At 72.4% G+C, this 23,063-nt stretch carries 19 protein-coding genes; 11 read left to right on the top strand and 8 right to left on the bottom strand.

Annotation, left to right across the window (positions count from 1 at the left end; translation table 11 throughout):
* Positions 1-137 precede the first annotated feature (137 nt).
* Positions 138-1,136 carry an SDR family oxidoreductase gene (locus WMF36_RS45485; protein WP_437577115.1) on the top strand — a complete coding sequence of 333 codons (999 nt, stop codon included), beginning with the start codon at positions 138-140 and terminating at the stop codon, positions 1,134-1,136.
* Between the two features lie 267 nt (positions 1,137-1,403).
* A complete protein-coding gene (locus WMF36_RS45480) occupies positions 1,404-2,141 on the top strand; it encodes a type 1 glutamine amidotransferase domain-containing protein (RefSeq protein WP_437577114.1) in 738 nt (245 codons plus the stop codon).
* Between the two features lie 79 nt (positions 2,142-2,220).
* Here WMF36_RS45480 and WMF36_RS45475 read toward each other — a convergent pair whose 3' ends face one another.
* On the bottom strand, positions 2,221-3,666 hold the full coding sequence (locus WMF36_RS45475; protein WP_437577113.1) for an FAD-dependent oxidoreductase: 1,446 nt from the start codon (positions 3,664-3,666) through the stop codon (positions 2,221-2,223).
* A 330-nt stretch (positions 3,667-3,996) separates the two neighbouring features.
* Between WMF36_RS45475 and WMF36_RS45470 the strand changes: the two genes are divergently transcribed.
* Together WMF36_RS45470 and WMF36_RS45465 are read left to right on the top strand one after the other, a co-directional pair.
* A complete protein-coding gene (locus tag WMF36_RS45470) occupies positions 3,997-4,812 on the top strand; it encodes a class I SAM-dependent methyltransferase (protein WP_437577112.1) in 816 nt (271 codons plus the stop codon).
* A gap of 486 nt (positions 4,813-5,298) precedes the next feature.
* Positions 5,299-6,096 (top strand): DUF4142 domain-containing protein, encoded by a 798-nt coding sequence (locus WMF36_RS45465; RefSeq protein WP_437577111.1) that lies wholly within the window; start codon positions 5,299-5,301, stop codon positions 6,094-6,096.
* Between the two features lie 172 nt (positions 6,097-6,268).
* On the opposite strand, the gene WMF36_RS45460 is transcribed toward WMF36_RS45465, so the two are convergent.
* Positions 6,269-6,937, bottom strand: coding sequence for a hypothetical protein (locus tag WMF36_RS45460; protein ID WP_437577110.1), 669 nt, complete (start codon positions 6,935-6,937; stop codon positions 6,269-6,271).
* A gap of 195 nt (positions 6,938-7,132) precedes the next feature.
* Here WMF36_RS45460 and WMF36_RS45455 point away from each other — a divergent pair, with 195 nt between their 5' ends.
* The 3 genes from WMF36_RS45455 to WMF36_RS45445 all read left to right on the top strand — a co-directional run bounded on the left by WMF36_RS45455 (position 7,133) and on the right by WMF36_RS45445 (position 10,685).
* The gene (locus WMF36_RS45455; protein ID WP_437577109.1) at positions 7,133-8,374 is read left to right on the top strand and encodes a hypothetical protein; all 1,242 of its coding nucleotides are present in this window, start codon (positions 7,133-7,135) and stop codon (positions 8,372-8,374) included.
* A complete protein-coding gene (locus WMF36_RS45450) occupies positions 8,371-9,393 on the top strand; it encodes a tetratricopeptide repeat protein (RefSeq protein WP_437577108.1) in 1,023 nt (340 codons plus the stop codon). Before WMF36_RS45455 ends, WMF36_RS45450 begins: the two co-directional genes overlap by 4 nt.
* Positions 9,394-9,590: 197 nt before the next feature.
* The gene (locus WMF36_RS45445) at positions 9,591-10,685 is read left to right on the top strand and encodes a hypothetical protein (RefSeq protein ID WP_437577107.1); all 1,095 of its coding nucleotides are present in this window, start codon (positions 9,591-9,593) and stop codon (positions 10,683-10,685) included.
* 28 nt (positions 10,686-10,713) lie between these two features.
* Here WMF36_RS45445 and WMF36_RS45440 read toward each other — a convergent pair whose 3' ends face one another.
* Positions 10,714-11,556, bottom strand: a complete 843-nt coding sequence (locus WMF36_RS45440) for a Uma2 family endonuclease (protein WP_437577106.1) — start codon at positions 11,554-11,556, stop codon at positions 10,714-10,716.
* A 361-nt stretch (positions 11,557-11,917) separates the two neighbouring features.
* Here WMF36_RS45440 and WMF36_RS45435 point away from each other — a divergent pair, with 361 nt between their 5' ends.
* Positions 11,918-13,753 carry a TolB family protein gene (locus WMF36_RS45435; protein WP_437577105.1) on the top strand — a complete coding sequence of 612 codons (1,836 nt, stop codon included), beginning with the start codon at positions 11,918-11,920 and terminating at the stop codon, positions 13,751-13,753.
* Between the two features lie 345 nt (positions 13,754-14,098).
* Complete coding sequence (locus tag WMF36_RS45430; RefSeq protein ID WP_437577104.1) at positions 14,099-16,429, top strand: beta-propeller domain-containing protein; 2,331 nt, start codon at positions 14,099-14,101, stop codon at positions 16,427-16,429.
* A 59-nt stretch (positions 16,430-16,488) separates the two neighbouring features.
* On the opposite strand, the gene WMF36_RS45425 is transcribed toward WMF36_RS45430, so the two are convergent.
* On the bottom strand, positions 16,489-17,226 hold the full coding sequence (locus WMF36_RS45425; RefSeq protein ID WP_437577103.1) for a glutathione S-transferase family protein: 738 nt from the start codon (positions 17,224-17,226) through the stop codon (positions 16,489-16,491).
* An 83-nt stretch (positions 17,227-17,309) separates the two neighbouring features.
* On the opposite strand from WMF36_RS45425, the gene WMF36_RS45420 reads away from it, so the two are divergent.
* The gene (locus WMF36_RS45420; RefSeq protein WP_437577102.1) at positions 17,310-18,035 is read left to right on the top strand and encodes a helix-turn-helix transcriptional regulator; all 726 of its coding nucleotides are present in this window, start codon (positions 17,310-17,312) and stop codon (positions 18,033-18,035) included.
* Positions 18,036-18,048: 13 nt separating this feature from the next.
* On the opposite strand, the gene WMF36_RS45415 is transcribed toward WMF36_RS45420, so the two are convergent.
* Positions 18,049-18,390, bottom strand: coding sequence for a hypothetical protein (locus WMF36_RS45415; protein WP_437577101.1), 342 nt, complete (start codon positions 18,388-18,390; stop codon positions 18,049-18,051).
* The gene (locus WMF36_RS45410; RefSeq protein WP_437577100.1) at positions 18,390-19,343 is read right to left on the bottom strand and encodes an esterase/lipase family protein; all 954 of its coding nucleotides are present in this window, start codon (positions 19,341-19,343) and stop codon (positions 18,390-18,392) included. The genes WMF36_RS45415 and WMF36_RS45410 overlap by 1 nt, the downstream gene beginning before the upstream one ends.
* Before the next feature lie 210 nt (positions 19,344-19,553).
* On the opposite strand from WMF36_RS45410, the gene WMF36_RS45405 reads away from it, so the two are divergent.
* The gene (locus WMF36_RS45405; protein ID WP_437577099.1) at positions 19,554-22,013 is read left to right on the top strand and encodes a substrate-binding domain-containing protein; all 2,460 of its coding nucleotides are present in this window, start codon (positions 19,554-19,556) and stop codon (positions 22,011-22,013) included.
* A gap of 65 nt (positions 22,014-22,078) precedes the next feature.
* Here WMF36_RS45405 and WMF36_RS45400 read toward each other — a convergent pair whose 3' ends face one another.
* Positions 22,079-22,657: a Uma2 family endonuclease gene (locus WMF36_RS45400; protein ID WP_437577098.1), complete on the bottom strand. Its 579-nt coding sequence runs from the start codon at positions 22,655-22,657 to the stop codon at positions 22,079-22,081.
* 88 nt (positions 22,658-22,745) lie between these two features.
* Complete coding sequence (locus WMF36_RS45395; protein ID WP_437577097.1) at positions 22,746-23,015, bottom strand: DUF2277 domain-containing protein; 270 nt, start codon at positions 23,013-23,015, stop codon at positions 22,746-22,748.
* Positions 23,016-23,063: the final 48 nt, after the last annotated feature.

Below are 23,063 nucleotides of genomic sequence, written 5' to 3'. Positions count from 1 at the left end.
CCTCACGGCTGGACGCGGCTTGCCCGGCGCTTGCATGAAGCCAGGACCACCTGTGACCGCAAAGCACGCCGCGCCCGCGCGCGGCCGCTCGCCGCGCGGCGCAGCGTCGCAACGCGGCGCAGAGGAGGGGGTGAGGCATGCGCGAAAAGTTCCGGAATACGGTCGTCGTGATCACGGGCGCCTCGAGCGGCATCGGCCGCGCAACAGCGCTGGAGTTCGCCAGGCGCGGAGCCGCGGTGACGCTGGCCGCCAGGCGGGAGCAGCCACTGCGCGAGCTCGCCGCCGAGTGCGAGCGGGCCGGGGGCAAGGCCCTCGTCGTGGTCGCCGACGTGACGAGCGAGGCCGCCGTCCTGGAGATCGCGCGGCGCACCACCGAGGCGTTCGGCCGGATCGACGTGTGGGTCAACAACGCGGCGGTGACGCTCTTCGGGCTGTTCGAACAGACGCCCTCCGAGCCCTACCGCCGCGTCATCGAGACCAACCTGTTCGGCACCATCCACGGCGCCCGCGCCGCCCTGGCCCAGTTCCGGCGGCAGGGCAGCGGCGTGCTCATCAACGTCGGCTCGATGGTGTCGAGGCTCTCCGAGCCTTACGTCAGCGCCTACGTCGCCTCGAAGCACGCGATCCGCGGCCTCTCCCAGAGCCTGAGGCAGGAGCTCGAGGTGCTCCGTGCCCGCGATATCCACGTCTCCACCGTCCTGCCCGCGACCATCGACACGCCGTTCTTCCAGCACGCGGGCAACTACACGGGGCGCACGCCGGTAGCCATGCCCCCGGTGTACCCACCGGAGCGCGTGGCGCGCGCCATCGTGCGTACGGCACGGACACCCCGGCGGGAGGTCTTCGTGGGCAGCACGGCCCGGCAGCTGGCCTTGCTGTCCCTCGTGGCGCCGGGCCTCGCCGAGCGCCAGCTCGCGCGGAGCGTCGACCGGCTGCACCTGAAGCACGACCGCGCGGCCTACGCGACGAACGGCAACCTGTTCACGCCGCTGCCGGAAGGGACCACCGTGAGCGGCGGATGGAAGCCGCGCGGGAAGAAGCGGCTCCTGCGCGCCGCGGTCGTCGGCCTCGCGGCCCTCGTGCCCGCCGTGCTGGGCCTCTTGTGGCTCCGCCCGAGGCTGATCCTGTCGAGGTGACGGCGCGCTCCCGCCCCCTGGCGCCATGAGCCGCCTGTCGCAAAACGACACACTCGCGGGGTCGGCCGCGGGCGACACCCGCAGCCGGGCTCGCACAGGCCACGAAATCGGCGCCGGCCTCGGTTGCGGAGCGGGGCGCCGGCTCTAGGGTGCGTCGGAGGAGACATGTCCGAGGAACGAACAGGGCAGTACGAACAGGCACCTCCTGGCGCAATCCGAACGACACAGCGACACAACGACACAAATCGACCAATCGTTGAGGGCAGCATGAAGGAACGAAAGAAGCTTGCAGGCAAACGAATCGCGGCGCTCGTGGCGGACGGGTTCGAGCAGATCGAGCTGACCGTGCCGATGAAGGCGCTCCGCGCCGCGGGCGCGACGGTGGACGTCGTCTCGCTCCGTCACGGCAAGATCCGCGGGATGAACCTCCACGAGCTCGGCGCGAGGGTGCACGTGGACCGGACGCTCGCCGAGGCCGATCCGGCCGAGTACGACGGCCTGCTCCTGCCGGGAGGGTTCATCAACCCGGATCTCCTCCGGCAGAGCGAGGAGGCGCGCCTGTTCGTGCGCGCGTTCGACAACCTCCGGAAGCCGATCGCGACGATCTGCCATGGCCCCTGGGTGCTCGCGTCGGCGGAGCTCGTGAGCGGACGGCAGCTCGCGTCCTGGCCCGGCATCCGCGACGACATCGTGCACGCGGGCGGCGTCTGGCGCGACGAGGAGGTGGTGCGCGACGGCAACTGGCTGTCGAGCCGCGGGCCGCAGGATCTGCCCGCGTTCGTGCGCGAGATGCTCGATCTGTTCGCCGAGACCGCGCCGATCCACGCCGCGGCGTCGCCGCTGGCCGCCGAGTCGTCGCCGGCGCGCACGTCGCCCCCGCTCGCGGCGCTCGGCGCCACGGCGTTCCTGCCGGCGCCTTCCAGGGCGCGGAAGATCCTGAGCGGCGCCGCCACGCTCGCGATGGGCGGGCTGGCGGTGTTCGCGCTGCGCCGGGTGCTCCCGTGACGTGAGGGCGGGGCTCCGGGCTGTCCGACGAACGCCCTCTCCGGGAGCCTACCGTCGGCCTACCGTCGAATGGCCTGGCTCATCCGAATCGCGGGAAGAGGCCAGGGCCGTGCTTCCTGGCAGTCGCGAGCGGCGCCTCCCGGACGCGATCGGCGAACAGGATGTGATTCGCTGCTTCACGCCCCGTCGATACAGCCCTCTCCAGGAGGGCGGACGGGTACCTCGTGTGAACCCAGTCGCCGGCGAGCGCGAGGTTTCGCACGCCGGCGAGGAGCGCAAAATCGCTGGTCGGACGCTGCTTTCCCTGCCCCACCTCGAGCGAGGTGAAGTTCTGGAACGCGCCCAGCGAGAAGTCGAGCGCGCGCGCCCCGCGGAGCTCGGGGAGGACATCCTCCACCTCGCCGCGGATGGACTCGTAAATGACATCGGCGCCGAGGCCGCCGAGCCATGGCGTGTTGTAGAGGTGGAGCTCGACGACAGAGCCGCCTCGCTCGCGGGCCCACGCGGCCGATTGCTCCTCCAGCATGCTGAAGATCGCGATCAGGTTGATGGGGCGGTGCTGCGGCGTCTCGATCACGGCCTCGACCTGACGCCGGCGAATGGGCCTGTCGAACCAGCCGCGGAGCACGTGGTACGCGGGCGCGACGGCGAGCCGGTCAAGGCGGGCGCGGAGGGCGGCGAGCGCCGCCGCGCTCGCAGCGTCGAAGGGCACGGACCCGGCGAGGATCCGGTGGAGGCCTCCGACGTCGGACGCGAGCACGACCGCGTCGTAGCGCCCCGGCGAGCCGACCTCGCCGACAGCGCGGCCCGCTTCGAGGCGTAGCCCGGCCACGGGAGCGCTCACCTCCACGATCGCTCCCAGCGAGCGGAGCCGCGCGACCCACGGATCGATGAGCGCCGTGCCGTGGTCGACGGTCGCGACCGAACGCCGGAACGCCTTCGGATGGCCGAGGAAGAAGAGGTGCATGTAGAGCAGCATCTCGGCCGCGCTGACCCTCGCCGGGTCGTTCAGCGTCACGGACGCGACAGGGCCCATGACGATGTCCCAGAACCTGCGGTTCACCCGGGTGCGCCTCCCCCACGCGTCAAACGTCTCGTCATCGAACCGGCGGTAGTTCAGGTCGTGGTTGTACCCGACCAGCTCGCCGAGCGCGCCCCGCGCGCCGGCCACGTCGAGGACGCTCAGGTTCGGCGATTCCCTCACGACATTGATGACGTTGAAGGGATACGGCCCGACGCTGCGGACGACCTCCGGCTTGTACGTCTTGAACTCGTAGTAGACCTCCACGAGCGGACGGAAATAGCGCTCGCGACCGAGGCGCCGGATGATGTCGAAGGAATTGTAATACTGCCAGAACCACATGTGGAGTCCGTGCTCCACGCGGAACGTCCCCGTGCGCAGCCGCTCATCGCGCGTGTGCAGCCGGCCGCCCAGGACAGCCGCGGCCTCTTTCAGCGTCACCTGATACCCACGCTCGGCGAGCTCCAGCGCGGCCGACAGCCCGGCGACGCCTCCGCCGATCACGAGCGCTCGCCGGGCTACCCCGCCCGGCAGCCGACCCGCATCGCAGGGATTGCGCGGGCCGATCGTGTCAGGAACGGAGGGTTGGTCCGGGATCATGAGCCAGCCGATCACGCAGGCGGCTCGCAAGCGCGATGCCCGCAGGACGGGTGCTCGACGGGCGACTTCGTCACCAGGCGCTCGCGGCCCCGGGCGCCGGCGAGCGCGGCCGACCGGACAGCGACGACGCCGTCGTGTGCAGCGGGCGCACGGGCACGGCGCGCCGACCGGAAGGGGTACCCGGACGAGGCACGCCGGGAGAAGTTCGCTTCTTCCTTCACGGAATCGACTATTATGTCCATTCCTATGGCCGAGAGCAGCTACGTGTTTGCGGGTTCGGAGCGTGCGCGAGAGCTGGAGCGCCTGCGGCGGATCGAGGGGTTCTTCGACCCCGGCAGCTGGCGCCTGCTCAAGGCGTCCGGGATGGGCCCCGGCTGGAGCTGCCTCGAGGTGGGAGCCGGCGCCGGATCGATCGCCTCCTGGATGACCGAGCGCGTCGGCCACGAGGGCGAGGTGGTCGCGGTCGACCTCGATGTCGGGTTCATGGATGCTTCTCGGCTGCCGGGCGTCCGGATCATCGAGGGCGATATCCGCCAGCTCAACTTCCACGCAGCCCGCTTCGATCTTGTGCACGCCCGCTACGTGCTCATCCACAACGCCGATTTCCAGGATCTCCTCGACGCCATGCTCGCGGCGCTGAAGCCCGGCGGCCGCCTCGTGCTCGAGGAGCCCGACTTCACCGCGGCCAGGGGCGCGTCGGGCCCGGATATCGAGGCCTTCGATCGGGTCAATCAGGCGATCCTCGCGATGTACCAGGCGGACGGCAAGGACCCGGGGCTCGGCCTGCGCCTGCCCGCGATCCTGACGTCGCGAGGGCTCGCCATCGAGGCCGTCGAGAACGAGGTGCCGCTGTGCCCGGGCGGCCACCCGCTGTCCGAGATCATGAGCCTCTCGGCCGCCCAGCTCCAGGACAAGTACCTCGCCACCGGGCGGATCAGCGAGGAAGATCTCGCCGGCTACGCCCGGTTCGCGGCCGACCCGGCGGCGTGGGGCATCTACTACGGCGCCGTCGGCGTCGTGGCGCGCAAACCGGCCAGGTCCGCGGACTGACGTCCCGCTCGCGCCCGGATCGCCGGGAGCCCGAGCTCGGACCCTTCCTCCAGGAAAAGCGTTGATGTCCATCCTGCCGCCTCCGTCGAGATCGGGCACGGCATCACGCCGATCCCCCGACAGCGCCGCTCCCCGGCCCCTGCCAGCCCTCCCGTGACGACGCCGTCGCCGCCGCCCCGCAGCGACGGCGTCCGTTCAGCGACCTCAAGAAGTGGCACCTGCGCGCCGGTTCGTCGCGCGGTGCGGAGGGTTCAACCGATCCTGTGCGCTGGTGAGAATCATCGATTTGATGAGTTCGCGCTTGCATATCCCCAGAGCAGCTCAAGATACATGACGGGGCGGGCCAGGCATCACCGCCAAGCGCTCCAGCGCCGGCACCGCTTCCGTCAATGACATGGGGGAAGTATGAGCATTCGAATCGATTCTCTTCGTTTTGCATGGATCGCAGGCCTCGCGCTCGGAGGAGCCAGCGCCTGCTCCGTCGCGGTGGAAGACAGTCACCTCGCAGCGGCGGACGAGGATCGCGCGGAAGAGGCGGTCGAGTCCGCCTCGCAGGCCTTCACGCTCTCGGTCCCGGAGCTCGCCGCGGTGATCGCCGCCTTCGATGCGATCCAGATCGCGGAGGCGCAGACCGCCCTGATCCACGCGACGGACGCGTACGTCATCGAGCTCGCCCAGGAGCTGATCGAGCACCACACCGCCGCGAACCAGCAGCTGCTGGCCGCGCTCGGACAGACCGGCGTGGTGCCGCAGGACAACTCGATCAGCCGGGCGGTCATCGAGCAGGGCACGGCGGATCAACAGTTCCTCGAAGGGCTCACAGGGGGCCAGTTCGACTGGACGTACGTCAACCTCCAGATCCGTCGACACGAGGAGTTCCTCGCCCATCTCAAGGAGCAGATCGTCGTCGTCGGACCCGAGCTGCACCCGGGGATCTCTCACCTCGTCCCCGATATCCGGAGCGCCACGTCGCGGCACCTCACGTTCGCGATGTCGCTCCTCCCGCTCCTCGGTACCCCGTACGTCTCGGAGCACGGCAATTCGCCTCGCGCGCCGTATTACGGCGGCAACTCGCCTTATTACGGCGGCAACTCGCCTTACTATGGCGGCAACTCGCCTTACTATGGCGGCAACTCGCCTTATTATGGCGGCAACTCGCCTTACTATGGCGGCAACTCGCCTTACTCGTCCACACGCACGCCCTACGGGCCTTACGGGCGCAGCACGTCGCTCGGCTCCGGCGCGCCCAGCCCGTATCCCCCTTATTCCGGCCATCGCCCGTGAGCCTGGCCAGCAGGGAGCGAACGCCGCGCACGCCCGCGCCGGGCGCTGTCTGACGAGCCGCGGCGCGGCCGAGCCGTCGATCCGGCGCGCCCTCGCCGCGCCGCACCACAGAGAACGGGCTCCTCGGGCCTGCCCTCTCCCGGATCCAGGGACGAGCGTGAGCGACGAGGGGCTACAGCCGGCGCCGCGCCCGGCCGCGATCCGGGATCACGCCGTGGATCTCCGGCTCGCTAAAGCCGGCGGCCTTGTAGAGGCGCTTCAGGTGCACGAGCTCGATGTGCGCGCTCTTCGCCACCGCGGCGCGGATGCGATCGAGCACGCTCAGCCGCTCCAGCGGGAGCCGGGTCGCCTCGACCGTCGAGCGCAGCGCCGCGGCGGCCGACTTCACCTCGGCCGCCGCCGCCTGCGCCTTGTCCAGGCTGAGCTTCGGGTGAATCCCGGAGCCGAGCAGCTGCGCCAGCACCTCCAGCCGATCCGGCTGCCCGGTGATGTCGCCGTCCTCGTGGTCGGCGAAATAGGCCACGCCGCCGGGGAACAGGATCGACAGCGCAGGATCTGCGGAGGGGCGCCCCACGGCGTTCCACACGTCGTCGGCGACCTTGCCGAGCGCGTCGTCGGCGCGCGCGGACTCGGCCTCCACCTTGGCGAGCAGCGGCTCCGCCTCGGACCGCGCGGCGTTGCGCTGGGCCTCCACCCCGTCGAAGAGCGTCAGCACGGGCACGAGCCGCTGCTCGGCGAGCTCCCGGAGGGACCCGCCCTTCGCCGAAGCGCTCTGGAGCGCCGCGCGCACGTCACCGATGATGTCGTCCGCTGGCGCATCCTTGCGAATCACCTCGCCCATGATGTCGATCCTCCTCTGGCCTCACGAGGCACCAAGGCTGCGGAGTCCGGCGAAACACGACCCGCGAACGCCCCCCGTGGCGCTGTCACCTCGGGCACCATAACGGACCATCGCCCGCCCGATCAACCGGATCCCAGCCCGCCGCCTCCGGTCCGGCGTGGGCCTCCGGAGCGGGTCGCTGGTACACTCCCCGCCGTGCACCTCGGTTCGCTGCTGCTCCCGGCCCTGCTAGCCCTCCCGCTCGCCGCGCACGGCGGACAGGGCAGCGGCGATCTCGTCGCCGCCGCCGCGGCGGCAGGGCGGCCGCCCGAGTGCTCGGCGCGGACCCGCCGGGCTATCGCACGTGGACCCACCATCTGGGAGAGCGCGCGCGCTCCGGAGCTCCCGCGCTACTGCGACCTCCTCGCGCGCGGCCAGGCGCAGCTCGGCGGCGACGCCGAGGCGGCGCGCGAGGCGGCGCGCCTCGCCGACCAGATCCTGCCGGGACGCGCCGCGCCGCAGGTCCTGCTCGCGCGCGCCGCCCTCGCCCTCGGCTCGCCGGCGGACGCCGCGCGCGCCTTCGACCGCGCGCGGAGCATCGACCCGCGCAGCGTCGAGGACCCGCACACGCTGCACGATCTCGCCCGGTCGCTCGCCCGCACCGGCAAGCGCGACGAGGCGATCGCGATCTACCGCGCGCTCGTCCCGCGGATCGACCTGCTCGGCACCGCCGACCAGCGCGCGCTCGTGCTGCTCGAGGCGGCGCACCTGTCGATGGCCGCCGCGGCCGCGAAGCCGCCGGCCGGCGCGCCCGCCGAGGGCCCCCGCAGCGACCTCGACGAGGCGATCGCCTACCTGCGCGAGGCGCGCCAGCGCACGCAGACGCAGCTCGCCCGCGACGTCACGCTGTCGCTCGCGCTCGCGCTCGACCGCGCCGGCGACAAGGCCCAGGCCGACGCCGCGCTCGAAGGCGAGGCGGGCGACGCGGCAGCCGGGGCCGACCAGCGCGCCCAGGCGGCCGCCCGCGCCCGCGCCGAGGCCGCCCGCGCCCGCGCGGCCGACCACCGCGCCCAGGCGGCGGCTCGCGCCCGCGCGGCCGACCCGCACGCCGGCGCCGCCGCGCGCGAGCACGCCGCGGACGACCTCGCCAGCGCGGCGGCGCGCCTGCGCACCCTCGACTACCTCGCGGTCCCGGAGGACAGGCTCGCCCTCGAGGCGCTCGCGCTGGAGCGGACCATGACGGCGGCGGCGATCGCGCGCTGGGAGGCCTACCTGTCGGGCGCCGGTGGCCAGGGGCCGTGGGCCACGGCGGCGCGCGCGCGCCTCGACGCGCTCCGGAGAGGCGGCGGTGGGGGCCACCGGCCCGCGCGCGCTGCGACGGCGGGACCGGCCGCGCGCGCCCCGCGGGAGCGCGGCGCGGCTCCCCCGCCCGGGCCGAACGCGGGAGGCGCGCGATGATCTGGCGGCCGCGCCTGCCCGGGCGGCCGCGCCTGCCCGGCCTCGCGGTGCTCCTTTCGTTCGCGCTCGCGGCGGCGCCCCTCCGCGCGGCGCCGACCGTCTGGTCCCGCGCGCTGGATCCGGCGGCCGACGAGCGCGCGGAGCTCATCTCCGAGGCCGACGCGCTCCTCGCCCGGTACGACCAGCTCCGGCGCTCGCCGCTCCTGGAGCGCATCGAGGAGATCGGCCCTCTCTGGCTGCGCGAGGCGCGCGCCCTGTACGAGCGCGCCGGCGCGGCGACCTCGCGCGACCCGTCGGTGCGGCTGCGCTACGCCGATATCCTGGAGCACCTCGGCGACGTGCAGGGCGCGGTCGCGACGCTCGAGGGGCTCCTGCGCACCCAGCCGCCGGCGCCCTCCCGGGCCGACGCGTGGCACGCGCTCGCGGTCTGCTATGCGCGGCTCGGCAGGTACACGGAGGAGATCAAGGCGTACGACGAGGCGCTCGCGCTCGAGCCGCACGCGGCGTCGCGGGCCCTGCTGCTGGCCAACCAGGCCGAGGCGTACATGGCGCTCGGCGACATCACCTCCGCCGTCGAGGGCTACCGCGCCGCGCTGGCGGCGCTCGGGTCGCTCGACATGTTCCGCTACGGCGTGACGACGCTCTGGGGGCTCGCCGTGGCGCTCGACCGGTCGGGCGACCTGGAGGGCGCCCTCGAGCACATCCGGCTCGCGAGGACCTACGACCGGAGCGACCAGCAGATCAACGGCGCGGGCTGGTTCTACGTGCCTCCGTACGACGAGGCCTGGTATGCCGCGCTCGGCCACTGGGCCGCGGCGCGGAGCGCCGAGCTCGGCGCCGCGCGCGCGGAGGCCTACCTGCAGGCCGTGGATGCGTGGGAGTCGTACATCGCGCGCGCCCCGGGAAACGATCACTGGCTGCCGCTGGCCAAGGCGCGGCGCGTGCAGTGCGAGCGGGAGCGCGAGCAGACGCTGAAGCGCCTGCGCAAGCCCGCGCACGGGCCGCCGCAGCGGCGCTGAGCCGAGGCGCGGGTCAGGCCGCGTACCGGCCGCCGCACGTCGCTCCCGCACGTCGCCTCCGGTCGCGCTCCGATCGCACTGCAGCGGGATGCGAGGACGCCCCTTTACGACCCCGCCCGGCGGGTTCACCTTACCGTGGTCGCCCTCGCGCGCGGGGGCGGCGCCGGCCAGCTCACCCCGAACGGAGAACCGTCGAGATGCGCGACTCGGTGTTCAATGAGACGGTGCTCTGGTCCGGACGGCCCAAGGTCGTCGCGACGCCGCTCCTCTACGTCGTGGGCGCGGTGGTCTGCGGGGTCACCTCGGCGATCAGCACGGCGTCCGCCATCGTGGTGAGCCAGGCGCTCGACGCGTCGCCGACCCAGCTGCTCGCCTTCGCGGCCTGGATGGCGAGCCTCGCGGTGGCGTTCAGCTACCTGCCGCGCTGGTGGCGCTCGGAGCTCGAGTACCAGCTCACCGACCTGCACATCGTGGTGCAGCGCGGGAAGCTCCGGCGCTCCATCGAGCGGCGGTCGATCAGCTACGCGCGCATCCACTGGCATCCGAAGCACCCCGGCGTCGGCGACCTCGAGCTCGTGAGGGCGGTGCCGACGGGCGCGCTCCGCCGGCGGCTGTCGATCGTGCTGAACGGCGTCGTCGCCCCGGATCGCGTCTGGGCGATCCTGCGGGGCGTCGTCCCGTCGGCGCCCGCGGGCGTCGGTCACCGGCTGCTCGCGCAGCGCCTCGACGAGGGCGAGCGGGTGCTCTGGTCGGCGCACCCGGCCGACGGCTGGCACAAGTGGCTCCCGAGCGGCCTGCGCGGCGTCGGTTCGGTGCTGCTCGGCGTGCTCCTTGGCAGCTTCGCGGTGGTCACGGCGGTGCACGCCGTGCGGAGCATCCGCATCGTGACCGCGGCGGGCATGGATCCGGAGAGCGTGTCCTTCGTGGCGCTCGTCGCCTCCCTCTCGCTCACGATCGTGCTGCTCGTCGCTGCAGGGGCGGCGATGCTCTACGTGTCGGTGGTGCGCCCCGCGCGGCTCGCGGCGCGGACGCGGTACCTCATCACCGATCGGCGCGTGCTCATCCAGCGGGGCGACGAGGAGCTGCACCTCGATCGCTCGCGCATCGTCGACGTGATCGACGCGCCGGGCGCCGGAGGCCTCCGGGACGTGTTCCTCGTGCTCGACGGCCCCCGCGCCCGCGCCGTCGCGGCGAGCGGCGCCTTCGGCGAGGCCCCGGGCGCCGGCCTCCAGCCGGTGCTGCACCGGGTCGCGGACGTGGACTCGGTGCGCCAGATCCTGCGGCCGGCGTAGCGCCCGGTCACGCGCCGACGAGCGCCGCTCACCGGCGCGCGACGCGGGCCTCCAGGTCGCGCACGCGCGCCTCGAGCTCGCGCACGCGCGCCTCGGCGGCGGCGCGGGCGCGCTGCTCCGCGACGCGGGCGCGCTGCTCCTGGGCGCGCACCTCGCCCTCGGCGCGCAGGGCCTCCTCCTCGGCGGGCACGAGATCCGTCGCCCGGGAGGTCCGCGCGACGCGCAACGTCGGGTGCGGGCCGTCCTTCAACACGACGACGTGCGCGTCGAACGCCTCGACCCAGAGGGGATCGGCGCCGGCGTGGACGCGCAGGTAGGTGCCGTCCGGGTCGCGACGGTAGAGCTGCAGCGGCACCCGCTCCTCCGCGAGCGGCACGCGGGCAGAGGCCGCCTCGGGATCGAAGAGCACGAGCTCGGGACAGCCGAGCTGCCAGTACTTGGCCGGCGTGACCTCGTACGCCCGGCGCCAGTCGCCGGAGACGATCTCCAGCGCGAACCGCGGCGGGCGATGGCCCGGCAGCCACGTCTGCCACTGCCGCGGCAGCGGCGGCAACGGGCGGTGATCGAGGACGTAGAGGTCGGGCAGGACGCGCACCAGCGGCTCGCCCCGCACCCAGGCGAAGGCGTGGTCGGCGCCAGCGTACCAGTCCACCCAGCCGCGCTCGCGCGCGAGCTGCGCGAGCACCGAGAGCAGCAGGCGGACGATCCCGGACCGCTCGGCCTTGCCCTGGCGCTCCGCGTCGTCGGGCAAGTGCCAGCCGGACCAGTCGATCGCGGCGCTGGCCTCCTCCGGCGATAGATCGCGGAGCACGAGCGCGCGGGGCGCCCGCCGGGGGTTGAGCGGGAACCCGATGCGATTCGGCGATGCCACCCGAGGAAACTAGCACCCCGGCGCACCCCGCGGCGCGGGTCATCGCGCGACAGGGTCCTGCGACAGGCTTGACAGGGACAAGGGTTCCTGTCTTCCTACCTGCTCAAATCTTTCTTCATATCGTCCACGCCGGGAAGGGGCGGCGCCTCGCGCTGAGCGATCTCGCGATCCGCTCCTGATCCACCCTGGATCCCGGCCACGAAGCAGCAGCACCACGGTGATCACGCGACCATCGCGTCAGCCCGGCTTCGGGCGCGCGACGAAGGCCAGCTCCGCGGATCCCGACGACATCACCGCTCCGGCAGGGCGGTGTGCTGGTCCGGGCGGACCGAGCCCTGGGCGCGCGCACGGAGGAACCTGAATGAGAACCTTGCAGCAACTGATCGGGACTCTATTTGTCGGCTCTGTCTGCGCGATCGCCTGCTCGTCAGGCCCGGGAGGCTCCCCGCAGGCCCAGGGCACCGGCGGCTCGGGCGGGATTCCGGACGACATCGGCACAGGGGCGGGAAACGTCTTCGAGGTGGGCAGCGGCGGCCCCGTCGAGCCGCCCCCCTGCGAGGTGTGCGAGGACTTCCCCGCGGCCCCGGTGCTCGACGACAGCGGGACGCCGCCGCCGGCGAACGCGCCCGAGCTGTTCGGCGATCCGGCCAGCGGCGCGCCGGGCGGGCCGTGCCTCGCCGAGCCGGAGATCGGGGCGCTCTTCCCGAACAACTGGCTGCGGCCGCGGTTCCGGTGGACCGCGCCGCAGGGACAGGACCTGTTCGAGATCCGCGTGCACGCCGACCGGGAGAAGAACGACCTTGTCGTCTACACGACGAACAGAGAATGGAAGATGCCCAAGGCCATGTGGGAGAACCTGGCCGCGCATGTCCGCAACGAGCCGATCACCCTCACGATCCGCTCGGTGTCGACGAGCGCGCCGGGCGCGCCGCTGATGGGCACCTCCGGGCCGATCACCATCGCCCCGGCCCCGGCCGGCGGCAGCATGGTGTACTGGGCGGCGATCGGCGAAGGGCCGGCGGACGCGTGGCTGGAAGGGTTCGGCGTGGGCGAGGAGGGCGTCGTCAACGCGCTCAAGGTCGAGCAGGTGCAGCAGGGCGGCCGCAGGACCGAGAACGGCGGCCTCCGGGATCAGGGCGCGGTGAAGTGCATCGGGTGCCACACGTCGACGCCTGACGGCGAGTCCGTCATCTTCACGGATCACTGGCCGTGGGGCCTCGCCATCGCCTCCGTCCAGAAGGACACCGTGGGCGAGGTCCCCCCGTACGTGACGCCGGGCGGCTCGGAGGCGATGGCCCAGGCCTGGCTCGGCGCGCCCAAGATGTCCCAAGCGCACTTCTCCCCCGGAGACCGCATCGTCGTCACCTCCTATGGCAGAGATCGCGGCACGGTCTGGGACGGCGGGTCGTACAGCACCATGCCGAACGCGCGCCTCGCGTGGTTCGACCTGGAGTCGCCCGTCCCGACCTATCCCCTCGACGCCAACCCCAACCTGGTCCAGCAAGAGATGGCGGCCGCGGAGGGGACCGCATACGGGTTCATCGCGCGCGAGGGCGATACGCGCGGGGCGCTGATGCCGGACTGGAGCCACGACGGCGACACCCTCGTCTACGTGTCCACCGACGCCGGCAAGGACGGGCGGATCGCCGCCGGCGCAGGCGATCTCTACACGGTGCCCTACAACAACCGGCAGGGCGGCGCGGCGACACCGCTGCAGGGCGCCGCGGAGCCGGCGTTCAACGAGTATTACCCGGCCTTCTCGCCCGACGACCAGCTTGTCGCGTTCAACCGGACGCCGGGCCCGGGAGAGATGTACTATAACCCCGCGTCCGACATCCATGTCATCCCCTCGACCGGCGGCGCGGCGACGCGGCTCGCGGCCAACGACCCGCCGGCCTGCCTCGGGGTCTCGAGCCCGGGGATCCACAACAGCTGGCCCAGGTGGTCGCCGGAGACCACGACCGTCGACGGCAAGACCTACTACTGGGTCATCTTCTCGTCGTCCCGCGACGGCTACACGCTCCAGAAGGACTCGAACAAGAAGGCATCGCAGCTCTACGTGACCGGCGTCGTCGTGGAGGGCACGACGGTGCGCACGTACCCGTCAATCTACCTCTGGAACCAGACGACGGGCACGAGCAACCACACGCCCGCATGGGACGTGTTCAAGATCCCCCCCGCGCCCGTTCCCCTCTGAGCCCGCTGGTGGAAGAAACCAGTCCCACCATCCCCCATGGCACACGTGTGCCAGACGGCCCTCGCCAGTGCATGCATGTCGTGCTTGCCGCGGCGCGGCAAGCCTGAAGGCGCGCGGATCGCCGCGATTCGCGGCCATCCGAGCGAGCGGGCGGATGGCGCGGGCCTTGCCAAGTTGCCGGGCACCATGCGAACACACCGCGCCCACTCCTCCCTCTGGCTTCTTGCTGCAACAGGCCTCCTCGCCGCCGGATGCGATGCGGGGTCCTCCTCCGGCGAACCTGAGACCACGTCCCAGCGCGCGCCGCTCCACCGGGCTCAGTCGTGCGACGACCTCGAAGCGCTGTTGAAGCAGGACGCGCTCGCCAAGATGAACGCCCAGATCGACGCCATGATCGCGAGCTATGCCGTGTATGGCGACATCCGCGGCGGCGGCTTCGACCTAGGCGGCGACGTCGCGGTGCCCGGGGGGGCCGAGGCGCCCACCGACGCGCCTTCCCCGACGCCGCCCCAGGCCGACAGCGGGACCAACAGCGGCGAGGGCGCGGCGACGGACGGCGACAGCGCCGGGCCGGCCCACTCCGATACGAACACCCAGGTCGCCGGCGTCGATGAGGCGGATATCGTCAAGACCGACGGCAACAACCTCTACATCCTCCACGGCGAGAGCTTCTACACGCTGGCCGCGTGGCCGGCGTCGTCGCTCGCGGTGGGCAGCTCGCTGGCGATCGAGGGCAGCCCGCTCGAGATGTTCGTGGCGGACGACCAGGTCGTCGTCTACTCGTCGGTCAACGGGGCACCGATCTACGAGGCGGCGGGCGTCGAGCCGCGGCCGGGGTACTACGACTACCGGCTCATCGACATCGGCATGGCCGGCGTGCCCGTGAACGGCAGTTCGCCGGGCAGCGGGCCGGAAGGCGACGATGCGCCGGTCCCCCCCGAGGGCGGCGGCTCGATGCCGTCTCCGGGGAACGCCGAGCCGTCGGACGGCGCCGACATGCCGGCGCCCCCGCCGCCGGACGGCGACGACAAGCCGGCTCCCCCGCCGCCGGACGGCGACGAGGCGCCGACCGAGCCCGTACCGCCGGACGGCGGCGCGAGCCCCGATGACCCGGCGACCGACGTTGCCCCGCCGCCCGACGTCTACGCCCCGCTCACCAAGCTCACCGTCCTGAGCCTCGCGAGCGGCGCCCCCAGCGTGGTCAAGGAGCTCTACTTCGAGGGCGGCTACGCCTCGGCGCGGCGCACGGGCGCGAACGTCCGCACGGTGCTGACCGGCGGCGCCCACGGGCCCGCGCTCAACTACTGGCCCTCCAACCTGACCGTCTACCCCGAGACCGCCGAGGCGTGGACCGCAGCGTTCGAGCAGCTCCGCGCCGAGAACACGACGCTCATCGAGGAGGCTCCGCTGTCGGCGTGGCTGCCGTACCGCTTCGAGAAGCAGGGGGAGACGGTCACCGGGCTCGACGCGAGCTGCGCGGACTTCTACATCCCGGAGGCGGGCACGACGTCGTACGGCCTGACGCAGATCGAGTCGATCGACCTCGCCGACCTCGACGAGGCGCCGGAGTCGACCTCGATCATCGGCGCGACCGACACCGTGTATTCGAGCCACGACGCCCTCTATGTCGCCGCGCGCGGCTGGCAGGAGCCGACGTCGCCGGAAGGCGACGAGGGCGTGAGCCTGGACTCCACGCACCTGCACAAGTTCGATCTTGTCGCCGACCCGAGCCAGCCCCGGTACGTCGCGTCGGGCTCGGTGCCCGGCCACATCCTCAACCAGTTCTCGCTCGATGAGCACAACGGCAAGCTCCGCGTCTCCACGACCGCGATGATGCGGTCGGCGGCCGAGTGGACGACCAGCAACAGCGTGTTCGTCCTCGAGGCGCAAGGGACCGAGCTCGCGCGCATCGGCGCCGTCACCAACCTGGCCCCCGGCGAGCAGATCCGCTCGACGAGGTTCTTCGGGGACCGCGGCTATGTCGTGACGTTCCTCCAGGTCGACCCGCTGTTCGTGCTCGATCTCTCCGACCCGGAAGCGCCCTCGGTCGCGGGCGAGCTCAAGATCCCCGGCTTCAGCGAGTACATGCACCCGCTCGGCGACGGGCACCTCCTGGCGATCGGCAGGGATGGAGACGAGAACGGCGTGGTGACCGGCCTGGCGCTGCAGATCTTCGACGTCACGGACCCGTCGGCGCCGGCGCTCCTGCACAAGGAGACGCTCGATGGGGATTACGCGTATTCGGAGGCCGAGTACAACCACAAGGCGTTCACGTACTATGGCGAGCGCGACGTGCTCGCCTTCCCGGTCGTGAGCTACGATCGGGAGACCGGCGCTGTCGCGAGCACGCTGGAGCTCTTCAACGTCGATATCGCCGACGGGTTCAGCCACCTCGGCGCGGTCGACCACAGCGGCTTCTTCAGCGCGACGTCGGGGTGCTACTACGGCGGCGCCGAGGTGCGGCGCGGCGTGTTCATCGAGGACCACGTCTACTCGATCTCCTTCGGCGGCGTGATCGCGAACGCGCTCGACGACCTCGCGACGCCGGTGGCGTCGCTGCCCCTGCCTGCCCCGGCCTCGTGGGGGTCCGCCTGCGGCGGCGGCGCCGTGGGCGAGCCCATGCCGGCCGAGCCCACGCCGGCCGAGCCCGCGCCGGCTCCCCCCGCCAAGGAGTAGCGCCGGGCGGCGGAACGCAGGCCGCGGCGCCCCGCCGTTCGAGCGAGGCGCCGCGGCGGTCAGGCCCCCGGCCGCGCCGGCCGGGGCGCCTCCCACGGGTGATCCGGGTAGAACTCCCTCATCAGCCGCGCGGTGTACGCGACGAGGTTCGCGAAGCCCTCGGCCCTGCGCCGCAGCGGCGAGTCGAAGAACGGCGTGAGAATGCCGGCCAGCACCGCGAAGGCGGTCGCGTCGACGCCCGCGGGGCGCCCGCCGAAGAGGTACGGCCTGTCCCCGAGCAGCGCCGAGAGCGCGGTCAGGGAGCGCGCGCCGAGCTCGACGACCTCCTCGTCCGAGTGCCGTGCGACGCCCACCGCGCGGAACGACTCGCGGACGCGCGCGAGGAGCTCCTCGCGCAGCTTCGGGCGCAGCTCCTCCGGCGCGCCGTCGACGAAGTGCGCCGGGCCCTTCGCGAAGTTCTCCGGGATGAGCCAGCGCGCATACCCCGAGGTCGCGGCGAAATGGTTCTCGAGCATGCGCTCGATGGCCCACGCCTCGGCGCGCTGCCGCGCGTCGAGGCCGGCGTCGAGATCCTTGCCGTGCTTGCGCTCGAGGTGCTCGCGGATGAAGTGCGAGTCGGCGATGCGCGCGCCGCCGTCGTCGATGAAGGGGACCTGCCCCTTCGGCGACTGCTCGAGCCGCGCTGGCTCCTTCCTGTAAGGCAGGCCGAGGAGCTTGAGCTGGACCTCGGTCTTCGTCACGTAGGGGCTGGCTTCCGGCAAGCCGAACAGGGGGCCGAAACCGTGCAGGGTGATCATGCGCAATCTCCGAGAGCTTGGGTCCGTCGTGGACCTCGCTTGATGTAGCCCCGCCCTGCTGACAACCTGGTGTCAGCATCCTCGTGCGACGCGCCGATCGACTGTTCCAGATCCTTCAGATCCTGCGCCGGCATCGGTCGCCGGTCACCGCGGCGGCGCTCGCCGAGGAGCTCGAGACGTCGAAGCGCACGGTGTACCGCGACGTCGCGGATCTCCTCGCCCAGCGCGTGCCGATCCGGGGCGAGGCGGGCACCGGCTACGTGCTCGAGCGCGGCTTCGACATGCCGCCGCTGATGCTGACGCCCGACGAGATCGAGGTCGCGGTCCTCGGCGCGCAGTGGGTCGCCCACCGCGGGGACGCCGCCCTGCAGAGGGCAGCGCAGGACCTCATCGCGAAGATCGCCGCGACGGTCCCCGAGCGGCTGCGCCCGTTCGTCCTCGAGCCGGCGACAGGCGCGCCCCCCGCGTGGAACCAGGCCCCCGACGCGCTCGATCTGGCCGAGGTGCGCGCGTCGATCCGCGCCGGCACGAAGATCGCGCTTCGTTACCGCGACGAGGCGGGGCGCGAGAGCGAGCGCGTCGTGTGGCCCGTCGTGGTGGGGTATCGCGAGTCGACGCGCATTCTCATGGCGTGGTGCGAGCTCCGCCAGGACTTCCGCTCCTTCCGCACGGACCGCGTGGTCGGCGCCACGTTCCTGAAGGAGCGCTATGGCGAGAAGCCGAGCGCCCTGCGCGCGCGGTGGCGCGCGACCCTGCCGAGGCGCGGCGAGCCGCCGAAGGGCGTCCGCGCGCCGTCGAACAGGGGGTGATCCCGGCCCGGGCTCACGTCACCTCGTCGTCCGGGCTCCCGGAGGGCGCATCCGGCGCGGCGCCCGCGCTGCCGTCCGGCGCCTCCGCCGGCCGTGTCCTCTGCTCCACGAGAAAGAGGGCCACATCCACCGTGCCCCCCACGGCGCGGTTGACGAGGCGGATCGCCCCGTGGACGCCGGACACCGTCGTGTCGTGGAGGAGGCGGATCCCCCTCACGGGCGCCTGGATGGGGGGAATCTGCTCCAGCAGGTCGAAGGGCAGCTTCGCCGCGTGCTTCTGCAGGCGCTCGACGCTCCGGGAGCCGTGGTCGACGGCGTCCTGCACGAGGTCCTTCAAACCGCGCCACCGCTCCATCACACCGCCTCCTCGCACCATGCGCGGATCTGCGCGTAGACGTCCGGGTCGTGGGCCAGGCGCAGGTGCCCGAGCGACGGCATGATCCGCGCGTGCTCTTGAGGGAAGGGCGAGCACCGGTCGTCGGCGACCGCCCGGCCCGTCGCGCTCCGCAGCGAGACCATCGCGTCCCCGAACAGGAGAGAGAGCCTCGGGTCGGCCGTGAGCGCGCCGGCGATGAGATGATGGCGAATGTGGGGGAGCAGGGGCACCGGATGGCGGCGATTCTGGAGCAGGGCGTTCGCGTCTGCGCCCTCCCAGTCCTCGCGGCGGAGGTTGGCATAAGCCAGGTCCTTCATCCCGCCGCTGCGGAGGTTGACGATGTCGGCGATGAGCTTCGTGTACGGATTGTCGATGCTCGCGAGCGCCCACGTGACCACGTTGCCAAAGCGCTCCAGCGGGGCGCCGAGGTGCGGTGTGCCGAGATAAAAGGCGCGCTTGACGAGGGGCAGCCACCTTCGATCCTTGTCGCTCGCCGCGTGCGCGGCGCTGCGCGCGACGAGGCCGCCCATGCTGTGGCCGATGAGGACCAGCTCCTCCACGGGAGCAGGATGGGCGCAGACGAGCTGCTCGAGGAGGATATCCAGGGCTTCGCCGTTCTCGGAGACGCGGAGGCCGCTGTTGTACCGCACGTAAAACGGCGTGTATCCGAGGTCGCGCGCAAGGAGCGATCCGTACGTCTCGCCGTCCGGCATCGTCCAGAGCTCCTCGGTGCTCATCAGCCCGTGCACGAGCACGACGACGCGCGACGTGGCCTGGGCAGAGACGCCCGCGGGAAATGCCCTGGCAAGCGACACGGGGTGTCCGTCGCGGACGAGCTGCATCGCGGTCGCGAGGCCATTGCTGGTCCGCTTCAGGTAGTCGCCGAGGACCCCGTTGAGCACCCCGACGACCCGCTCCAGGTGGTTTCCCATGCGACGATCCGGCCGTATCCTGGCACGGATGGGCGCCGGGTGCGACGCCGGGCGGCCGCCGCGCCGGACGGTGGTCCTCGCCACAGAGCTCCGCGATTCGAGCTCATCAGGGGGGCGCCGGTTGGATTGCTTGACAGGGGACGGACCGATCGCGCCTGCTGGCGTGGACCCTCGCCGTGCTCTGTCCGGTGGGGTGTAGGTCGAACACGCATGAGCACCGGTCTGGACCTCTTCGCAGCGCTGCATCGCATCGTACAGGACGCCACCGACAGCCTGCCTGGAGCGCGGCGCGGCAGCCTGCTGCTCCGAGAGAGAGATCGCCTTGTGGTTCGGGCCGCCGTGGGCCTCGAGAGCCTGCTGCCAGGGCCGCTGCCGATCCCGTCGGACGCGGGGCCGGCCAGCGCGGTCTCGCAGCTCGACCCCGACGGCGGCGCTCGCGTGGTCGGGGCGGCCGCGTGGTACCGAGAGCACCTGCCGGGCGCGGTGGCGGTCGATGACCTGCCCGCGGGCGCGGTCGTGGTCCTCACGCCGGTGTGCCTGCGCGGACGGCCGATCGGCGTGCTCGCCCTCGAGCCGCCGGACGCGGAGCCTCTGCCGGACGAGCGCCGGGCCCGGCTGCTGGGCCTGGCCGGCAGCGCCGCCGCGGCGCTGGAGCGGCGCGAGCTGTTCGATGACAAGGCGCGGTCGGCCCACGAGAACCGCGTGCTCGAGGAGGTGCTGAACGCGGTGGCCACCCAGGCCAGCCCGCATGAGCTCGTGGAGATCATCTCGAACGGGATCAAGAGCGCGCAGCTGCGGCCGCAATGGAGCGCCGTGGAGCTCGTCTTGCTGGACGACACAGCCGGCGGGGGCTCGTCCACGAGCGACCCGGGCGCGTCCCGTGAGCTCCGCATCTACCGGGTGCCACGGCGCGCGCCGGTGGCCTACTGGAACAACCTGCGGGAGGGCGCGCTCGTCGCGGGGCGCACCCTCGGCGCCAGCGTGACCTACCGATGCGGCGTCGCGACCGGCGAGGCGAGCCAGAGCGCGCTCATCGACGAGGGCGTGCGCCGCGGCGTGCACGGCATCGTCGTGGCGCCGAGCGATGCCGCGGACCTCGAGCCGGCGATCCGGCGGGCCGCGGAGGCCGGGATTCCGGTGATCACGTTCGATGCGCCGCCGGTGGAAGGCAGCAGGGCTCTGGCCTACGTCGGCACCGACAACGTGGCGGCGGGCCGGCTCGCCGGCGAGGTGATGGCGCGGCTCCTCCCGGACGGCGGGATCGTCGGTGCGCAGCTGGCCTCGCTTCGCGCCATGAACGGTCGCGATCGCGTCGTGGGGTTCGGCGCGGCGGCCGCCGGGAAGGCCATCGCGATGCGACCTCCCCTGGAGAATCGGTACGACACCTCCGTGGCGCTGCAGCTCGCCCTGGGCGCCTTGCGGGAAGGAGGGCTGTCCGGCGCCTTCGGCGCCTGCGCCGAGAACGGCCCGGCCTGGGGCATGGCCGCGCGGGCCCTCGGCCGGGCGGGAGATCTCAAGATCGTCGCGTTCGATCTCGTCCCGGAGACGATCGCGATGCTCAGGGAGGGGACCATCCATGCGGCCGTGGTCCAGCGAGAGCACGACATGGGCTATCGCGCCGTCCAGATGCTCCACGAGATGAGCACAAGAGGGGTCGAGGCGACGCTGGCCGGGCTCCCTGCGCCGAGGCAGGCCGAGGATCGGTGTTCTCCGCGCTTCATCGACACCGGTGTGGATCTCGTGACCCTCGAGTCCACGCCCTGGTCTCGCTCCTTGTCGGATCACCTGACCCTGGAGACGAGCCGCCGGTCCGCGAACCGGAGGCGCGGGGTCGCGGCGGTGGACCGCTCGATCGAGCTCCTCGTGATCAGCGTGGATGTCGACGAAGAGGGCTTCGTCGAGGAGCGCGCCCGCCTCGATCGGGAGTCCCTGGTCGGCCGGGTGCTGAGCGGCGGCCGGCCGGTCGTGATCGACACGCTGGCGAGCGAGCACGACCGCTGGCCCGATGCCGTCGAGGCGCGCCGGAAGGGCAGCCTCACGCGGGCCGGCGTCCCGCTGCTCGCCCGAGGGGTCCCGTTCGGCGTCCTCGTCCTCGACAGCGAGCGCCGCGCGGCGTGCTCGCCCGAGGAGCTCGGGCTGATCGAGCGCATCGCCGACACCCTGGCGGTGGCGCTCGAGAACATGCAGCTCCTCCGGCGCGTCACCGAGCGGACCCAGGAGCTCGAGCAGGCGAACCGGCACCAGGCGTCGCTGCTCAGCACGATCCATGAGCTCTCCAGCCCGGTCGTCCCGATCGCGCCCCAGCTCCTGGTGATGCCCCTCGTCGGGGCGATGGACCGCCAGCGTTCGGGCCGCTTTCTCGAGTCGATGCTGCAGGAGATCGCCGAGCGCCGCGCACGCGTGGTGCTGATCGACGTCACGGGGATGGCCGCCGTGGACGCCGCGGCGGCGGATCACCTCATGACGGCGGCGCGGGCAGCGAGGCTGCTCGGGGCCGAGGTCGTGCTCGTCGGCATCACGCCGGCGACCGCGCAGCTGATGGTGGAGCAGGGGCTGGACCTCGGGAACGTCGTCACCCGCTCGACCCTCGAGCTCGGGTTCGCCTACGCGCTGTCGAAGACGGGCGGCCGGATCGTCTACAGCCGCTCGTCGAGCGCCCGGCCGCCCTGAGCCGCGCCGTGCGCGCGTGCTCGCCCTCGCGACGGGCCGACAGCGGGCCCGCCGCGCTCACCCCTTCAGCCGGCGTCGAGCTCGAAGGCGCCCTCGTAGATGGCATCGACCGGAAGGGTGGCGCCGTTCGCGAGCGTGATCGCACCCCCCGCCTCGATCACGCGGTAGCGCCAGGACCCGTCGGCCTCGCGCCGGAAGTGCTCGACGCGCACCGATATCTGCGAGACGAGCAGGTAGTCCGTGAGGGACGGGATGCGCTGATAGGCTGCCCACTTCTCACCGCGGTCGTACGCCTCGGTGCTGGGCGATAGGACCTCGACCACAACGCTCGGATTCGCGAGCACGTCGCTGGTGCCGGGTTCCATCCGTACACCGCCGCACGCAACGACGGAATCCGCATAGACGTAGCGCTCTCCCTGCTTCGCGGAGATCCGCTGGTCCGGTGACAGGACATGGCACGGCTTGCCGCGCACGGCCGCGCGGAGCTCCGCGCCCACAGCGTTCGAGAGGACGTTGTGCCGCGGGCTGCCGCCCGCCATCGCGAAGACCTCGCCGAGGTGATACTCGTGCTTCGCGCCCTGCTCGCGCTCCCACTCGAGATACTCGGCAGCGCTCATGCGCCGGGTGGTGGCGGCGTCGCCCATGCGCGCGAACATAACGTAACAGCAGGGCCAGAGCCAGGATCGGCGGCCCGGGCTGCGGCCGGCCGCCCGGGAGGAGCGGACCGGCGCGTCAGGTGCCGAAGCGGCGCGCGTTGCGGACGCGGGCCTTTGCGGCCTCGACTTCCTTGTTCCTGGGCGGCGCCGTGGTCTCCAGCGACTCGACGAGCCGGCGCGTCACGGCGGTGATGTCGTCGACGGCTTGCTCGAAACAGGCGACGTTCTTGCCGCTCGGGCTGCGGGTCCCGCTCACCTTGCGCACGTACTGCAGGGCTGCCGCCCGGATCTCTTCCTCCGTCGCGGGCGGCTCGAAGTTGAACAGAGGACGGATGTTTCGACACATGCCGCGAGCCTACCGCTGAACGCGGCGCGCCGCCAAAACCGGCGCGGC

This window comes from Sorangium sp. So ce887, from assembly GCF_051521455.1.
Lineage (GTDB): Bacteria > Myxococcota_A > Polyangia > Polyangiales > Polyangiaceae > Sorangium.
This window is presented reverse-complemented; position numbering and strand designations above follow the sequence as displayed.

Coding starts and splice junctions, on each gene's coding strand:
- WMF36_RS45435 (WP_437577105.1), top strand. CDS start 11,918: ATGAGAACCTTGCAGCAACTGATCGGGACTCTATTTGTCGGCTCTGTC.
- WMF36_RS45450 (WP_437577108.1), top strand. CDS start 8,371: ATGATCTGGCGGCCGCGCCTGCCCGGGCGGCCGCGCCTGCCCGGCCTC.
- WMF36_RS45395 (WP_437577097.1), bottom strand. CDS start 23,015: ATGTGTCGAAACATCCGTCCTCTGTTCAACTTCGAGCCGCCCGCGACG.
- WMF36_RS45460 (WP_437577110.1), bottom strand. CDS start 6,937: ATGGGCGAGGTGATTCGCAAGGATGCGCCAGCGGACGACATCATCGGT.
- WMF36_RS45410 (WP_437577100.1), bottom strand. CDS start 19,343: ATGGGAAACCACCTGGAGCGGGTCGTCGGGGTGCTCAACGGGGTCCTC.
- WMF36_RS45445 (WP_437577107.1), top strand. CDS start 9,591: ATGCGCGACTCGGTGTTCAATGAGACGGTGCTCTGGTCCGGACGGCCC.
- WMF36_RS45480 (WP_437577114.1), top strand. CDS start 1,404: ATGAAGGAACGAAAGAAGCTTGCAGGCAAACGAATCGCGGCGCTCGTG.
- WMF36_RS45405 (WP_437577099.1), top strand. CDS start 19,554: ATGAGCACCGGTCTGGACCTCTTCGCAGCGCTGCATCGCATCGTACAG.
- WMF36_RS45415 (WP_437577101.1), bottom strand. CDS start 18,390: ATGGAGCGGTGGCGCGGTTTGAAGGACCTCGTGCAGGACGCCGTCGAC.
- WMF36_RS45425 (WP_437577103.1), bottom strand. CDS start 17,226: ATGATCACCCTGCACGGTTTCGGCCCCCTGTTCGGCTTGCCGGAAGCC.
- WMF36_RS45400 (WP_437577098.1), bottom strand. CDS start 22,657: ATGGGCGACGCCGCCACCACCCGGCGCATGAGCGCTGCCGAGTATCTC.
- WMF36_RS45485 (WP_437577115.1), top strand. CDS start 138: ATGCGCGAAAAGTTCCGGAATACGGTCGTCGTGATCACGGGCGCCTCG.
- WMF36_RS45470 (WP_437577112.1), top strand. CDS start 3,997: ATGTCCATTCCTATGGCCGAGAGCAGCTACGTGTTTGCGGGTTCGGAG.